Consider the following 17,123-nt stretch of genomic DNA (forward strand, 5'->3'; position numbering starts at 1 on the left):
CAACCCTACTTTTCTATTAATAATGGAATCAGTTCACTTATTGCTTCAACTTTATATGTAGCATGCTCTATTTCATGTTTTCCAAAGCCATAGAGTGCGGCTACATAAGGTATATCATTGATCTTCGCGGCCTCCATATCGTGAATACGATCCCCTACAATAAGTGCATTTAAACCTTTATACAACCCTAATATTTTTTTGATAAGTTCTGGTTTTTCAAGTCCATTGTCTTTCACACATTCCGTATAATCTACATAAGGCTTAACCCCTGTCACCTCTAGCGCACCTTCTAAATAAAGTCTTGAGCAATTACTATAAAGCACTAATATAAAACCTTCTTCATAAAGTGTCTTAAAAGTCTCTATCACTCCAGGAAAAACATGACCATATTCTGCCATAGCTTCTCTAATATGTGCTCTATTTTCAGCACGTATGATTTCCCAATCACTATAACAACTTTCATCTAGAACAGCCTTGTAGAAGTCTTCGGCCGTACCACCTAAGTTATTTCTTATAATCTCTTCTGTTACACGGTAATCATACCCCATTTTTTCTAAAGTACGATTCATATTAAATGTGTTAAAACATACTGAATCAAGTAGTGTACCATCTATATCAAATATAACTAATTTTATATTATCAAGCATTTTGTCATCTCCTTTTATGTATCCATTCCTATAAAAACTACAACTAGTTTACCATGACTCCATAAAAAAAGTAACTCTCTTTACTATAAGACTCAAAAAGGGGCTGTTTATCAACAACCCCCACTTTTACTCTTTATTATTTAAATAAATCTTTGAAGGCATTTCCAAGAACATCACCCATTGTTGAAATAGACTCTTCATCTTCTTGCATGTATGCCATCATAGATGGATCAACTTCTTCTTCAACTTCTGTCATGCTTAAGCCAATTTTTTTGTTTGTTTTATCAAGTTGAATAATTTTAACTTTTACTTCTTGTCCGATTTCTAATGCTTCTTCTGGTTTAGAAATACGTTTTTCTGTAATCTGAGAAATGTGTACAAGACCTTCTACATTATCACTTAATGAAACAAAAGCACCAAAGCTCATCATTTTTACAACTTTACCTTTTACAATTTGTCCTTTTTCAAGGTTAGCTGTTTCAAGGTACCATGGATCCATTGCAACATCTTTTGCGCGAAGTGCAATTTTTCCTTTTTCATGATCAATACTAATCACTGTTACTTGAAGTTTGTCTCCTTCTTTCACTACATCTGAAGGATGTTTGATACGTGTCCAAGAAAGGTCTGTATTATGTACAAGCCCTTCTACACCACCAATATTTACAAATGCACCATAAGGCATAAGTTTTGTAACTGTACCTGTGTATTTTTCACCTTCAACAATACTATTAAAACGTTCTTTTTTAAGCTCTGCAGTTTTTGCTTTTGCAATTTCTTTTCCTGAAAGAACGATTTTTTTATTCTTAGCATTAAATTCGATAATTTCAACTTCAACTTGTTGACCTACAAATTGTGCCAAGTCTTCTACATAAGTATCAGTAAGTTGAGAACCTGGAATGAATGCACGCATACCTTGAAGTATAGCAATTACCCCGCCTTTAACAACTTCTTTTACCTTTACAGTAAAATGTGCATGAGTTTTGTAAAGCTCTTCAATGTTTTCAAGAGCTACTTCAGACTCTGCACGTCTTTTAGAAACAATAATATTGCCGTCACCATCATCTGTATTTAAAACAAGTACATCGAATTTGTCACCAACTTGTACATCTTCTTTATTTACTTCTTCATAACTATATTCATTCCAAGATACGATTGCATCTGCATGTGTACCTATGTTCGTTATAATTCCAGCATCTTCAACAGATACAACTGTTGCTTCTTTAATATCGCCTTTACGAATGCGTACCATTGATTTATCAATTTCATCCATAAAGTCTGCCATTGTTAAGTTGTTTTCATCCATCTTTAAATCCTCCTTTTTACCATCTTTTCTTATTATACACATTTTACAAACAAAAATATAGTCCGAAATTTATTCAAAATAAACTTGCTATTCTAAAAATAGCATTTTAAATTGTGCTCTAATACATCTTTCTGTATAATCATACCTAATTCACATAATAACTTTACAAAAGTAAACAAACTGAACAAAAGAAAGAAGGTGGAGATTGTGAATGAAAGAGATTCTTTCTCAAGTAAATTAGGGATTATAGCAGCAGCCGCGGGGTCGGCAATCGGGTTAGGAAACATATGGAAATTCCCATATATGGCCGGTGAAAATGGCGGAGGTGCCTTTATTGTTGTCTATCTTTTAGCAACCATCCTGATGGGATATCCTCTTATCTATACAGAATTTGCAATAGGTCGTAATGCAAGAAGTAATGCGATAGATGCATTTTCTAAAGTAACAAACAACAAAAAATTTAATATTGTAGGCTACTTAGCTGTGGGGACAGTATTCTTAGTAGCAACTTTCTATGCAATGATTGCAGGATGGGTAATTTATTACTTCTTCCTTTCACTCACAGGTGGACTTTACGATGTTCAAGTAGGGATGAACGTAGCTGACCACTTTGATATGGTCTTCGCCACAATGAATCAAAACATTATCTGGCCAATCTTAGGTGCAGTTGTAGCTATTCTTGCTACAGGATTCATTAACTTCTCAGGAATCAAAGATGGTGTAGAAAAATACTCAAAAATTCTTATGCCTGTCCTTTTTGTCATCTTTATTGGACTTATCCTTTATTCAATGACTTTAGATGGTTTCAAAGAAGCTGTAACATTCTTATTCAAACCTGACTTTAGTGAACTTACACCAAAAACAGTTATTTCTGCTATTGGTCAAGCATTCTTCTCACTTAGTTTAGGTATGGGACTCTTAGCAACTTACGGAAGCTATATTCCTAAGTCAGAAAATATCCGTGCCGTATCTCGTCAAGTTGTTATTGCAGATACAATTATTGCACTTTTCTCTGGGTTATTAATCTTCCCAGCAGTATTTACATATGGTGGTTCTCCAGCAGCTGGTCCATCTCTTATTTTCAAAGCTTTACCACAAGTATTCTATCAAATGCCAGGTGGTAGATGGTTCGGGGCACTTTTCTTCCTACTTGTTATTGTAGCATCTATTACTTCTATGATTTCAATCTTCGAAATCATTATTACATGCCTTATGGAAAAAGCACATCTTAATCGTCATAAAGCAACTTTAGTTGTTGTAGCTGCTGTACTTCTTGGATGTATTATTAATATTTTAGGTGAAGGTCCATGGTCAAGCTTCACTGTAGGTGGTATGTCAATCTTCGGACTTCTTGATTACATTACTAATAATATTACTATTCCTCTTACAGGCGCACTTACTGCAATTGTTGCAACATGGTTCTGGAAATATATCAAAATGGAAAACGAACTTACAAGTGATGGTGTTTACAAATCTAGCGCAGAAGGTCCATTCTTCTTCGGTCTTCTTAAATGGGTTATCCCACCTATGATCGTCGTACTTATTATCACTTCTTTATAAAAGCCTCTACCAGATAAGGTAGACTATAGCAAAAAAAGACTACTTACATAAGTTATGAGTGTTTCTCATAACTAGTAAGTAGTCTTTTTATTGTTAACACCTTTAAATCTATATAAATAATCTTTAGTAGCGCTTATTGATTTTTAATTTTCTCATCCAGCTCATTTAGGTATTCCCAGCGTGCCATTTTTTCTTCTAATGCAAGTTCTACATTTTCCTTTTCGGCCATAAGCTCACCTAATCTACTATAGTTACTTGCTTCTTTCACCATTTCTGCTTCTAATGCTTCAAGCTTTAACTCTAGATTTTCAATATCACTATCTATAGATTCAAATTCTTTTTTCTCATTGTAACTCATTTTAAGTTTTGTTTGAGTATTTTTCTTCCATGTATCTGCTTTTGCTTTAGATTCTTGTATAGACGAATTGGCTTCTTTTACTTCTTCTTTACGATAAGCAATATAATCTGAGTAGCCACCAACACTATCACGAATCACTCCATTTCCTTCAAATACAAAAAGTTTATCAGAAATACGATCCAAGAAGTATCTATCATGAGATACTGCAATCACAGGCCCATTAAAGTGCTCAATATAATCTTCTAAGATCTGAAGGGTTTGAATATCTAAGTCATTAGTTGGCTCATCCAGCAAGAGAACATTCACATCGTTCATAAGTACACCCAGTAGATAAAGACGTCTTCTCTCTCCCCCTGAAAGTTTACCAATCGGTGTATATTGCATATGAGAAGGGAATAAGAATCTTTCAAGCATCTTACTTGCAGATACTAAGCTTCCATCTTCAGAACGTACGTACTCTCCACGTTCTTTGACATAATCTATAACACGCATGCTATCATCCATGTCTTTACTCTCTTGACTATAGTAACCAATGCGTACCGTTTCACCGATTTCAATCACACCACTATCAGGAGTCAGCTCACCTGTAATCAGATTGAGTAACGTAGACTTACCAAGACCATTATTCCCAATAATTCCAATACGCTCACCTTTAATGAAGTTATAAGTGAAATCACGAATCAGTATACGATCTCCAAAGGCTTTAGATACATTTTCCATCTCAATGACTTTTTTCCCAAGTCTAGAAGTCGCAAGGCCAATATCCATTTTATCTGCCTGCTTAAACTGCATATTGTCTTTAAGTTCGTGGAAACGATCTTGTCTCGCTTTTTGCTTTGTACGACGTGCTTCTACCCCTTTACGCATCCATTCTAGTTCTTGCTTATAAAGGGTTTTTTGCTTTTCTTCTAAACGTTGCTGCATGATGGCACGTTCTGCACTGATTTCTAGGTACTTTCCATAGTTCCCATCATAAGTGTAAAGTTTACCATCTTCTAACTCTGCAATTTTATTGGTTACACGATCTAAGAAGTAACGATCATGTGTTACCATAAGCACTGCACATTTTTTATTTTTTAAAATTTCTTCTAAATAATCGATGGTATCATTATCTAAATGGTTCGTCGGCTCGTCCATAATAAGTAAATTACAAGGACGAATAAGAGCACCCGCTAGAGCTATACGCTTCTTTTGCCCCCCTGATAAGTTGCCAACCTTTTGATTGAAATCTGTAATACCAAGTTTAGTTAAGATTGCTTTAGCTTCACTTTCTGCCTGCCATGCATCTACTGCATCCATCTCAGTTGTTAAACTAAGGAGCTTTTCTTGAAGCTTTGTGTTATCCGGATCTTTTTCTAAAGCTACAGATGTTTCTTCATAATTTTTAAGGACTTGCATAAATCTAGATGTCCCTTTAAAGATTTGTTCAATCACTGTGGCATCTTCTTCAAAGTATGGATTTTGAGGAAGATACTCTATCATCAACTCATTAGAAGTTACAAGATCTCCTCCATCTGCTGTTTCAAATCCTGCTAATATTTTAAGGAGACTGGATTTACCTGTCCCATTAATCCCAATTAAACCAATTTTATCTTCACTATGGATACTTAAGGATAATTGATTGAAAATAACTTTTTCTCCATAGACTTTACGTATATCCGTTGCTGCTAATAAAATCATATTTTTCCTCGCTCTCACTTCTTAAAATGATATCCCTATTATAGCATATTCCACTTGTTTTGCATTGTTTTTGTAATATGTGATATACTTTTCTTAATTGGATTTAATTATATTACTAAAGAAAGCTGGGATTAAAATATGGTAAACGAACCTGTCATTAAACGTTTTTTAGACTACGTAAAAGTTGATACAACTTCTGATTCTCGTAGTACAACCTTTCCAAGCACAACTACACAAATCGAATTTGCTAAACAGCTTAAAGCAGAATGTGAAAAAATTGGTTTAACAGAAGTCACTTTAGATGAGTACGGCTATGTTATGGCTACATTACCTGCTAATACAAACAAGGTCCTTCCTACTATTGGCTTTATTGCGCATATGGATACAGCACCAGACTTTACAGGAAAAGGTGTAAAACCTCAAGTAGTAGAGAATTATCAAGGTGGCGATATCCTTCTTAATGAAAAAGAAAATATTAAACTTTCTCCTACTCAGTTTCCAGTCTTAAATGAAAAAATAGGTGAAACACTTATTACAACAGATGGTACAACCCTTTTAGGTGGAGATGATAAAGCAGGAATTGCCGCTATTTTAACAGCTTGCGAGCACCTTATAAATCATCCTGAGCTTCCTCATGGCAAAATCCGTATCGGCTTTACACCTGATGAAGAAGTTGGTCATGGTGCTGATCACTTTGACGTAGCTAAATTTGGTTGTGACTTTGCGTACACTGTAGATGGTAGTGGTGCGCCTGAGCTACAATCTCAAACTTTCAATGCTGCTTCTTGTCATATTGTTGTACAAGGTGTAAGTGTTCATCCTGGAGCTGCTAAAGATAAGATGAAAAATAGTTTACTTATGGCCTATGAACTTCATAGCTTACTTCCTGCCGATGAAGTACCTGAAAAGACAGAGCTCTTTGAAGGCTTCTACCTCCTTCATGATTTAGCAGGTTCTGTAGATCTTACAACCATGGATTATATTATCCGTGACCACAGTAAAGAAATCTTTGAACAACGTAAACAAAAAATGAGTGAAGTTGTTGCTACAATGAACGCACGTTATGGTGAAGGTAGCTTTACCCTTACACTCACAGATAGCTATTACAATATGAGTGAAATTATTGACCAACATCCACACGTTATGGAACTTGCTACAAAAGCTTTCCAAAACCTAGGTATTACACCAAATACAGATCCTATTCGTGGTGGTACAGATGGTGCAAGACTTTCCTTCATGGGACTTCCTACACCTAACTTCTTTACAGGTACTTATAACGGACACGGCCGCTATGAATTTGTAGTCGCAAGTGAACTCATTGCTGCTTATAAAGTAATCTTAGAAATCGTAAAAGTTAGTACCGAAAATTAATTTTAAAAAGAGTGCGCATAAAGTTTATGGCGCACTCTTTTTTATTCTTCTTTAGAATCTATTATTAGCACACTACATCTTTCACCAACTTCTTGACTTGTATTAAGTGCTTGAAAGGCTTTAAGCTGGCGCATAATCAAGTTATCCTTTTCATATTTAATAGACCAAGCTACTATAGGTACAAAAATTGCCCCTATAACAACACATATAATCATATCTTCCATGGTATCTACTAAACTTCCCAGCTGAGCATTTGTCCCAAAGAAGGTATCTCCAACAAATTCGCAGATTTCCCAAAAGACTGCACTTGCAGATACAGTCATAAATAGGAACCAGCCAATGACCTTATACTGTCTTTTCTCAAACAATATAAATTCTGGATCTATAAGTCTTAAAAGGACTACACCAGCAATAACTACCAATACTGCTGAGAGGCCATGTAAGAAAATATCCCACCAACTTATATAATCATACGCTCTTAAATAGGTCCCTCCCCACTGCGCTAACATGGAGAAGATCACAAGAAAGTTCCTCATAAATTTCGTCAGTTGTATATGAAATACTTTATTTAATACTTCTGGTATAAAGGTAATAGCAATGACCGAAGTAATAATAACCATATTCAACCACTGTCCTATAAGTCCTAGGACAACTAAATTTAAGATAAGCAAAATACGTATACTATAAATAAACCACATATTGTTCTACCTATGCTTTCTATTCTATTTATTCTTATCTTATGAATTAAATCTTTCTATTTATTCATCACTATTTTAAATAAAACTTTAAAATTATCATTGACAAAAACTTTATTTGTAACTATAATCATCTTAACTAAATATTATATATTATTTATAAAATTCATTTTTGGATTTTATAAAATGTTAAAAGGGAGTAGTTAAAATATATCATCAACAATCGCGATTGCTTGCAATCTGGTGATATATACCATCTCATGGTTACAAGACTTTTAATATGATTTTCAGGTGATACTAACTGGAGATTATATTAAAGGTCTTTTTTTATTACTGTACCTTTTTTCATAGATTAAACACTCATAGGAGGGAAATTATGAATAAGTATTTTAACCAACCAACTTCTAAAGTACTCGATGAATTTAATGTTTCTTTAGAAGGACTTTCAACAAACCAGGCACAAAAGCAACTTGAAACCTACGGCCCCAATGCTCTTTCAGAGGGCAAAAAGAAAAGTGGTATTATCGTATTTCTTGAACAATTCAAAGATTTACTTGTTATCATTTTAATTGCTGCCGCTATTATCTCAATGCTCTCTGGTAATGTGGAAAGTACAATTGTTATTTTTGCAGTTATTATCTTAAATGCGATCTTAGGTACAGTCCAACACTTTAAAGCTGAAAAATCTCTGAGTAGCTTAAAAGCCCTTTCAGCGCCTACTGCAAAGGTCATCCGTAATGGCTCTAAAATGGAACTTGCTTCAAGTGAAATTGTTCCAGGTGATATTCTATTTTTAGAAGCAGGAGATTTGATTGTTGCTGATGGTCGTGTACTTGAAAGTTATTCTCTACAGGTAAATGAAAGCTCACTAACAGGTGAATCTGAAAGTGTTTCTAAAATCACTGATGCTGTAGAAAAAGATGAACTTGCACTTGGTGACCAAGTGAATATGGTTTTCTCTGGCTCTCTTGTTACTTATGGACGTGGAATCATCCTTGTTACTGCTACGGGTATGCAAACTGAAATTGGTAAAATTGCTACTTTAATGAACCAAACACAACAAAAGAAAACACCTCTTCAAGCAAACCTTGATGACTTTAGTAAAAAACTTGCTTTTATCATTCTTATTATCTGTGCAGGTGTATTTGCACTCAGTATTTATAGAAAAGTGCCAGTACTTGATTCTTTAATGTTTGCTGTTGCACTTGCTGTTGCTGCTATTCCTGAAGCTTTAAGTTCTATTGTAACTATTGTACTTGCTTTAGGCACTCAAAAGATGGCTAAACAAAATGCCATCATGAAAGAACTTAAAGCAGTTGAAAGCTTAGGAAGTATTTCTATTATTTGTTCTGACAAAACAGGTACATTAACGCAAAACAAAATGACTACTAAAAAAGTATATCTTGACCACGCACTTGTAGATGGTGAATCTCTAGATTATACAAAAGGCCTTGGACGTATTCTTCTCCAAAATGCTATTTTGGCTAATGACTCTACCAATCAAGGTGGGCAAGAAATTGGTGATCCAACAGAAGTTGCCCTTGTTAATTTAGGTGGTCGTCTAGGACTTAGTGAAATTTCACTTAGAAATGAATATCCTCGTCTTAGTGAATTACCTTTTGACTCCGATAGAAAATTAATGACAACACTCCATCATATTGATGAACAATATCTTATGTTTACAAAAGGTGCAGTAGATGTTCTCCTTGGACGTACAACACATATCGCTACTGCTTCAGGCATTCGTCTGATTACAGAAGAAGATATGGATAAGATTACTGCTGCAAATCAATTCCTTTCTGAAAACGGTCTACGTGTCCTAGCATTTTCTTACAAAGTTTTAGATGCTCAGAAAGAACTTGCATTAGAAGATGAAAGCAATTATATTTTCCTCGGTCTCATTTCTATGATTGACCCACCTCGTGAAGAATCTAAAGCTGCTGTAGCAGATGCACGCCTTGCTGGTATCAAACCTATTATGATTACAGGCGACCATCGTGTAACAGCTTCTGCTATTGCTAAAGAAATCGGTATCCTTGCACCAGATGATAAAGCAATCGAAGGTCAAACGCTTGATAAGATGACAGACACTGAACTTGATGAGCAACTTGAGCATATTGCAGTCTATGCACGTGTTTCACCAGAAAATAAAATTCGTATCGTTGATGCATGGCAAAGAAAAGGTAAGATTGTTGCTATGACCGGTGATGGTGTAAATGATGCACCAGCTCTTAAAAAGGCTGATATCGGTATTGCCATGGGTATTACAGGTACTGAAGTTTCAAAAGATGCTGCTGCTATGATTTTAACTGATGATAACTTTGCAACCATTGTTAAAGCCATTACAAATGGACGTAATGTGTATACAAATATCAAGAACGCTATTAAGTTCTTACTTTCTGGTAACACCTCTGGTATATTAGCTGTTTTATATACCTCTTTAATGGCACTTCCAATGCCATTTGCACCTGTTCACTTACTCTTCATCAACTTAGTAACAGATAGCTTACCTGCTATTGCAATTGGTATGGAACCTGCTAATGATGATTTATTAAGACAAAAACCTCGTGATCCTAAAGCTTCTATTTTATCTAAAGACTTCTTAATGCGTATCCTTGTAGAAGGTAGTATCATTGGTATCTTTACAATGATTGCTTATTATATAGGATTAGAAGTAACACCAGCTCATGCAAGTACAATGGCTTTTGCAACCTTATGTCTTGGTCGTTTATTCCACGGTTTTAACTGTCGTGGTAAAAAGTCAATTGTTCATCTTGGACTATTCTCTAATAGATATAGCGTAGGTGCTTTTGTGCTTGGTTTCTTACTTTTAAATGCTGTACTCTTTATACCAGGTGTTAAAGATTTATTTGTTATTGCACCACTTACAATGAATCAAGTCTTCACCATTTATGGTTTAGCATTTATGCCAACCTTAATCATTCAAGTTTATAAATTTATCCGTGAAATGGTTATGAAAAATAAATAGCAAAAAAATAACCTTCATTATATAGGAGCCTCTAAACTTTGGCACTGCCTAAGTCTAGAGGCTCTTTTATTTATTATTACATAATTAGTTTATATATTTTTGATATAATAACTTTAGACCTCAAATTGAAAGGAGATCTTAGATGAAAAGAAAATTATGGGGATACCTACTTGTTTTAGTAGGTGCACTTGCGTACATTTACGTTGAATTACCTGTCTTTAATCCTCGTTTTACATCACTTTATGTGTTTGTAGCAGGTATCGCATTATTGCTCGGCTTCTTCTCTTTAAAAGGACCAAGTTTAATTACAGTTGAAGGTGATCACTCTCTCTTCAATGTACCTAAGCTCGCCAAACTCTTCTTTGGTATTGGTATACTTGCCATCATTGTAACCGTTGCGGCGCCTTTCATCCTTTCAGCACCTTTTCTTCACTCTAGTAAATATCGTGAACTTTTAGGTACTGTACAAGAAAGTCAGTTTACTTCTGACATTAGCCCTGTCAGCGTAGCAGATATTCGCCTTGTAGACCGTGAGACAGCTATTCGTCTTGGGGATAAAAAAATCGGTGAAGTACCTGCTCTTGGTAGTATTTCAAAACTTGGCGAGTTCCATATTCAAAGTGTTAACGGCTCACTTTACTGGGTTGCACCTCTTGTGCACCGTGATACCATTAAATGGCTTACTAACTTAGGTGGTACAACAGGTTATATTATGGTTTCTGCAACTAACCCACAAGATGTTCGTTTTGTTCAAGAATTAGACGGACAGCCTGTTAAAATTGTTTATCAACCAGATGCTTATTTACATCAAGATTTAGCAAGACATGTTTACTTAAACGGCCATACCAATATAGGCCTTACTGATTTCACTTTCGAAATTGATGATAATGGTATACCTTATTGGGTTGTCACACTTTATGACCACAAAATTGGCTTCGGTGGAAGTGATGCGGTAGGTGTTGCTACAGTTAATGCCACAACAGGAGAAATTGCATCTTATAGCATTGAAGATGCACCAACTTGGATTGACCGTATCCAACCTGAAAGTTTCATTGGTTCACAAATCCGCGACTGGGGTGTCTATGTAGAAGGTTTCTTAAATGCTGTGATTACAGAAGCTAATGTACTCGTTCCAACAACAGGCATGTCACTTGTATATGGTGAAGATGGTAAAAGTTACTGGTACACAGGAATTACTTCTTCTGGAGCAGATGAATCTACTATTGGCTTTATGCTTGTAGATACACGTACAAAAGAATCTAAACTCTACAAACAACCAGGTGCAACAGAGGTTGCAGCCATGCGTTCAGCTGAAGGTAAAGTACAAGAAAAAGGTTATACCGCTACCTTCCCTGTTATGTATAACATTTTAGGGCAGCCAACTTATGTTATGTCTTTAAAAGATAAAGCAGGACTTATTAAAATGGTTTCCTTTGTCTCTGTTGAGGATTATAGCTTAGTAGGCCTTGGAGAAAACAAAGAAGAAGCCCTTCGTAGTTATCAAGAAGCTCTCAAATCAAAGGGCAACCAAATTAACATTGGTAATCAAGCAACACACCTTGAAGCAAAAGGGATTATTACACGCTTTAATGCAGATGTTCAAAGCGGTAATACCTACTACTACTTCACTATTGATACCATGCCAAATAATGTGTTCATTACTAATTCTGCTCTTTCAAAAGAACTTCCTCTTACTCAAGTAGGAGATTCTATTACACTACTTTACGATGACTATGGTCAAGGCAATGTAGATCTTGTAGAATTTGATAACTTAGCACTGTCTATTAAATAATTCAAAAGGGACTCACCTATTACTGGTGAGTCCCTTTAATCTATATAAGTTAAGTTATTTTCTTAGGAAGTGTTACTTAGATAGTGTTAAAAGTTCTATATGAACTTGTTCTTCAAGGTGTAAGCGTACCATTGTGAGTGGTAATCCAAATCGTCTCTTGCCACATCCACCTGGATTGATCCAAGTAGTTTTACTCGAGTAATGTAAATCAAATTGATGGGAATGCCCACTGATTACAAAATCATATCCTTTAGGCAATATTTTTTCACTCTTTAAGTCATGTACCATATAAAATTGGTAGCCTGCTATTTCAATCTCTAATCGTTCTTTTAACCCTAAACTATCGCTATCATTATTCCCTTGAATTGCATAAGTAGTCGCTATACTTTCTAGTTGCCTAAGAATCTCTTGATCTCCTACATCTCCTGCATGAAAAATATAATCACAGGTTGATAATGTATGAATAACTTCTTCTTTTAATATACCATGAGTATCTGATATAATACCAATTTTCATCTTATGAGTCTTTGCTCCTTTATGTCATTTGAAACCATTATCTCATACTTCTACAGCTTCTTCATCCCATTTTGTCACACATGCTTTCACATTATGTGAAAAAGCTTCTAATAATGTTTCTTTATTTTGATAATAATACTTTTGCATGCGTTTAGATACACTTGGTGGATATTCGTAACGTATTTGCTTAATCCCTGCCTCAAGCCCTGCTACTGCCAAGTCACGCATACTATTTTCATCCATTTGTGCTAAAAAGCTTTCAGCATTTCCACCTATCTTTTCCTCTACCATTTGACGTACATGGTCATTGTCTGTAAGTTGTTCTTTTGCTTGATATAAAATTGTGTAAGCATCCATATGTGTTGTCATACTTACCACTCCTTTCCCCTTCAAAACTCTTCTCATAATTTACCCTTTTGTCATTTATTATTGTATTATTATTTCCAAATTTTGTAAAGCTATTTTTTAGCAAATTGCATTATTTTCTGAAATAAACATTGAGCATATATACAGTTATATAGTCCAATCACAAAAGTCACTTTTAGTAATTATGAATACATTCTATATTTCTTTTTATACATTTTGCCTTTACAACTTATTCTCTATACATTTTATCTAGTTATTGATGCTTTTTTGTTATCATTTTATAAAGTTATTTTCCTTTTAGCCAACTTTACAAGAAGTCTCTACTTCCTTTTATAATCAATTTATATTGCTATATAATCTCTATAATCCTATTTATTAATCTATAGATTTAATGATTCTGGACAAACTATATCGTATGGACAAAATTGTTATCTAGGAGGTTTTGACTTATGAAAAAAAGAGGTATCTTTTGGCTTGCGTTTCTCCTTATGATCTCAACACTGATCCCGGTTTTTGCAAGCCAAGCAGATAATACTAAAATTGACTGGTGGCTTGTACGTAGCAAAGATCATTCTACACCTCGTGTTAATGATAAACTCAATTTTCAACTTACAGATTATGATGCTTATTATGTAGGAGATACTTCATCAAAAGTACTTTATCTTACTTTTGATGAAGGTTATGAAAAAGGTTATACGCCTCAAATTTTAGATACTCTAAAAGCAAAGAATGTTAAAGCAATCTTTTTTGTAACTTCACCTTATGTAACAACAAATCCTGATCTTATCAAACGTATGGTAGACGAAGGACACATTGTAGCAAACCATTCCAATCACCATCCTTCTATGCCATCATGTGCAGGCAACCCTGATAAATTTGCTGCTGAACTAAGTGATGTGGCAAGTAAATATGAAGCAATCACCGGTCAACCTATGGTTAAACTTTTCCGTCCACCAATGGGACATTACTCACAAAAAAGTTTAGCCATGACTAAAGAGTTAGGTTATAAAACTATTTTCTGGAGTTTTGCTTATAGTGATTATGATGTGAATAAGCAACCAGCACCTGACACTGCAAAGAAACTCATTCTTAATAATCTTCATAATGGTTCTATTATGCTATTACATGCTATTTCTAAAACCAACACTCAAATTTTAGGTGATGTGATTGATGAAGCTCACAACATGGGCTATACTTTTGAATTATTCCAATAACCTATTTTAAAACAAAACATGTCTTAGACCACTACTAAAGTGATCTAAGACATGTTTTATTTTTTCATATTCTATTAAACAAATAATGCATTAAAATCTAATTCAAATGGGAGTTCCTGTGGAACCTCTTCTAAAGCTTGAATCCTATCCCATACTACAGCCGCAAAAAGTTCCCCTTCTCTGATGTCATCAACCTCTATATAACTGTTTTTATAAATAAGTCTTCTTGCCTTATTGACGTTTTTACACTGCGCATAAGCATAAGCTCTATATAGACTAATACGTGTATTGTGCTTAACTTCTTCTGGTAAGTATTCACTCACTTCTATAAGTTCTGTATAGGCTTCATTTTGCACTAACAGTGACATGCAACTTTTTACTAAGCCTATATCATCTTGACGTCTTAATATAGCTTTCAAACTATATGTTACCGTTTGTGCTTGGTCTCCTTTTAGGTTCCAAGCTACAGCTAATGCATGACTATTAAAAGCATTTGCTTCTAACCTTAAAGATTCTTTAAAACAATCGATTGCTTCATCTATTTTTTGTCTCACTAAATGATTAAGTCCTAAATGATACCAAGCATATCCATTTAATAAATCTTTATTTTGTACTACATCTTGCAATAACTCATAGTAGGTATCATCAATCATGTAGCTACCTGGTACTTCAGGCCAAGCCCCTATAGTCCCCTCTTTTAAGAGTTTAATCCATTGATTGTCCACAGGTATATGACCAAAGTCTAGATGACTACTTAATGGTGTTAGTCCCTTAGATTCTCTTCGTCTATTTTCCACTGCACCAAAGATTCCACCTTCTTTGATGACTTGTGCTGGCTTTAGCGCTATACTTTCTCTTGTTTCTGATAGACACTTTTCTAGCATTTCAGCAGGCAATCTGCTTTCTAACTCCCTTGTTACCAGTTCTCTTAATTGATACCAGTCACCTTGTACAGCCTCTTTATCCACTTGCATAGGGCCATACGCTTCTATCCATTCCCATTCACTTTCTTCTGGCATAGGTAAGCAACCATATTGAGTCTTTGCTAAGCCTGCTTGAATTTCTATATACGGACCTGCTTGCTCATTGAGATACTGTTGCCATCTCTGGCTTCCTCTTGTTTGCCCCCACACAAATAGCTTACGTCCTTCTAATCTACTTGTCGACGTTTGGATTAATCCATATCCTTCTTCATTTAAGTATGTAATATATTTTCGTTTGTTTTCATCAATATCAAAGAAATAATCTACAGAAATAGGAATTTCCTTTGGATTAGTAATATCTATACCATTTACCTTGGGCACTTCTACTTTGTAAACTACATTATCTGCATTAGTATAGGCTGATTCTGCCTCTACAACAAGTCTTCCTTTTTCTTGTTCATTTACAGCAATATTACTCCACCAATACATTGGTACAACTTCTTTATTAGGATTTACAATACGCATACGGCACATGAGATATCTAGAATCTTCAGGTAGGAAGAAGTCCATTTGATAAGTTACCTTACGAATACGTTCATATTCATACATACGAAGTACCGGCATACCATCCACTTCTAATTGACCCACAAAAAGTTGTTCACACGTAAAAGGTGAGTGACCAATAACACCTATATTCCACTCAACCCCTCCACTTACCCATGCATTACGTACAGCTAAATTACTTGGTCTAATGACATCATTCACATACAACAATTCTTTTTTAGCTACTTTATCATAAAGAGACCACAATCTGCCTCCTAGACTCGGTATAAAAAGTGCACATATAAAATCATTTTCTAACTTTACAACCTCTACTTCTGTTTCTTGCAATTGCCTTGTATACACATTTTGCTCTGTATAAGGGTAAATGGTCGCCACCTTTCCATAACCTATATTCGCCTTGTCATCTGGTGCTAATTGACTTTCTAATGAATTTTGCAAAATACTGATTCCAGAAATAAAAGGTACTGTTGCCCCTTCATTCCACTTACTTACTCTCATCCATTGTTTCTCAAAAGTTATTGTTGTTTGCATAGTTTTCTCCTTGTAAATGATTAAAGGCTACTCTATTTTATTATAAAGTAGCGCCTTCATTATACCTATGCATTATTTTTACTTTGTTATGTATTTTTTATATTCTTTTTATTTATTTTTTATATTCTTTTATATTTTAGTTTTTTGTTAGTTTATGGGTATATGTTCTTAATTTAGTATCTTCAAGAAGCATATGTTGCATAATCCAAAGCTCTATATAGCTTTTTAGCTCATTGATAATAGGCAAAGGCTCTTTTTCTAATTGAATATAGTTAATTTTATTAATTTCTTCTTTAAAAGCTATATGCTGTTTTCTATGATTATCTAGCTCTAAAAACTCTGTAACTTCCATAATTTTTTCCTCTTCATAAAAATGATATGTTGAATAATCACGTACTTCACATATCAATTTAACAAAATCATTATACTCATACTGAGAACACTTCGTCAAAACCATTTGTTCTAAGTCCCTAAGCATTCTAAAAAGTTCTTTATGTTGTGCATCTATCGTTTCAATCCCTATTTCAAAGGCATTATTCCAAGTTGAAACCATTTTAGTCCTCCCTCATTATGTCGTCCTTCTATTATATAACAAATTTTCCCATTATCAAGAA

Annotated in this window: 13 protein-coding genes; 5 read left to right on the forward strand and 8 right to left on the reverse strand. The window is 34.6% G+C overall.

Annotation, left to right across the window (positions count from 1 at the left end; translation table 11 throughout):
• Positions 1-5: 5 nt before the first annotated feature.
• Both PBV87_RS04070 and rpsA read right to left on the reverse strand, forming a co-directional pair.
• Complete coding sequence (locus PBV87_RS04070; protein ID WP_271011238.1) at positions 6-647, reverse strand: HAD family hydrolase; 642 nt, start codon at positions 645-647, stop codon at positions 6-8.
• A gap of 136 nt (positions 648-783) precedes the next feature.
• A complete protein-coding gene (gene rpsA, locus PBV87_RS04075) occupies positions 784-1,950 on the reverse strand; it encodes a 30S ribosomal protein S1 (RefSeq protein WP_053984232.1) in 1,167 nt (388 codons plus the stop codon).
• A 207-nt stretch (positions 1,951-2,157) separates the two neighbouring features.
• Here rpsA and PBV87_RS04080 point away from each other — a divergent pair, with 207 nt between their 5' ends.
• Positions 2,158-3,510, forward strand: a complete 1,353-nt coding sequence (locus PBV87_RS04080; protein WP_271011239.1) for a sodium-dependent transporter — start codon at positions 2,158-2,160, stop codon at positions 3,508-3,510.
• Positions 3,511-3,643: 133 nt separating this feature from the next.
• Here PBV87_RS04080 and PBV87_RS04085 read toward each other — a convergent pair whose 3' ends face one another.
• The gene (locus tag PBV87_RS04085) at positions 3,644-5,548 is read right to left on the reverse strand and encodes an ABC-F family ATP-binding cassette domain-containing protein (RefSeq protein WP_271011240.1); all 1,905 of its coding nucleotides are present in this window, start codon (positions 5,546-5,548) and stop codon (positions 3,644-3,646) included.
• A gap of 138 nt (positions 5,549-5,686) precedes the next feature.
• Between PBV87_RS04085 and pepT the strand changes: the two genes are divergently transcribed.
• Positions 5,687-6,919, forward strand: coding sequence for a peptidase T (pepT, locus tag PBV87_RS04090; protein ID WP_271011241.1), 1,233 nt, complete (start codon positions 5,687-5,689; stop codon positions 6,917-6,919).
• A gap of 41 nt (positions 6,920-6,960) precedes the next feature.
• Here pepT and PBV87_RS04095 read toward each other — a convergent pair whose 3' ends face one another.
• Positions 6,961-7,617 (reverse strand): DUF2238 domain-containing protein, encoded by a 657-nt coding sequence (locus PBV87_RS04095; protein WP_271011242.1) that lies wholly within the window; start codon positions 7,615-7,617, stop codon positions 6,961-6,963.
• 373 nt (positions 7,618-7,990) lie between these two features.
• Here PBV87_RS04095 and PBV87_RS04100 point away from each other — a divergent pair, with 373 nt between their 5' ends.
• Together PBV87_RS04100 and PBV87_RS04105 are read left to right on the forward strand one after the other, a co-directional pair.
• Complete coding sequence (locus tag PBV87_RS04100; RefSeq protein ID WP_271011243.1) at positions 7,991-10,603, forward strand: cation-translocating P-type ATPase; 2,613 nt, start codon at positions 7,991-7,993, stop codon at positions 10,601-10,603.
• A 142-nt stretch (positions 10,604-10,745) separates the two neighbouring features.
• Positions 10,746-12,395: a hypothetical protein gene (locus PBV87_RS04105; RefSeq protein ID WP_271011244.1), complete on the forward strand. Its 1,650-nt coding sequence runs from the start codon at positions 10,746-10,748 to the stop codon at positions 12,393-12,395.
• 72 nt (positions 12,396-12,467) lie between these two features.
• On the opposite strand, the gene PBV87_RS04110 is transcribed toward PBV87_RS04105, so the two are convergent.
• Both PBV87_RS04110 and PBV87_RS04115 read right to left on the reverse strand, forming a co-directional pair.
• Positions 12,468-12,911, reverse strand: coding sequence for a metallophosphoesterase family protein (locus PBV87_RS04110; protein ID WP_053984239.1), 444 nt, complete (start codon positions 12,909-12,911; stop codon positions 12,468-12,470).
• A gap of 42 nt (positions 12,912-12,953) precedes the next feature.
• Positions 12,954-13,280 carry a hypothetical protein gene (locus PBV87_RS04115; protein ID WP_053984240.1) on the reverse strand — a complete coding sequence of 109 codons (327 nt, stop codon included), beginning with the start codon at positions 13,278-13,280 and terminating at the stop codon, positions 12,954-12,956.
• 446 nt (positions 13,281-13,726) lie between these two features.
• Here PBV87_RS04115 and pdaA point away from each other — a divergent pair, with 446 nt between their 5' ends.
• Entirely contained in the window at positions 13,727-14,491 is a 765-nt protein-coding gene (gene pdaA, locus PBV87_RS04120) for a delta-lactam-biosynthetic de-N-acetylase (protein WP_271011245.1), read from the forward strand.
• A 74-nt stretch (positions 14,492-14,565) separates the two neighbouring features.
• Here the strand turns inward: pdaA and PBV87_RS04125 are convergent, their stop codons facing one another.
• Complete coding sequence (locus PBV87_RS04125; RefSeq protein WP_271011246.1) at positions 14,566-16,509, reverse strand: DUF5107 domain-containing protein; 1,944 nt, start codon at positions 16,507-16,509, stop codon at positions 14,566-14,568.
• Positions 16,510-16,645: 136 nt separating this feature from the next.
• Positions 16,646-17,062: a bacteriohemerythrin gene (locus PBV87_RS04130; protein WP_053984243.1), complete on the reverse strand. Its 417-nt coding sequence runs from the start codon at positions 17,060-17,062 to the stop codon at positions 16,646-16,648.
• Positions 17,063-17,123: the final 61 nt, after the last annotated feature.

The organism is Holtiella tumoricola, assembly GCF_027857615.1.
Taxonomy (GTDB): Bacteria; Bacillota; Clostridia; order Lachnospirales; family Cellulosilyticaceae; genus Holtiella; species Holtiella tumoricola.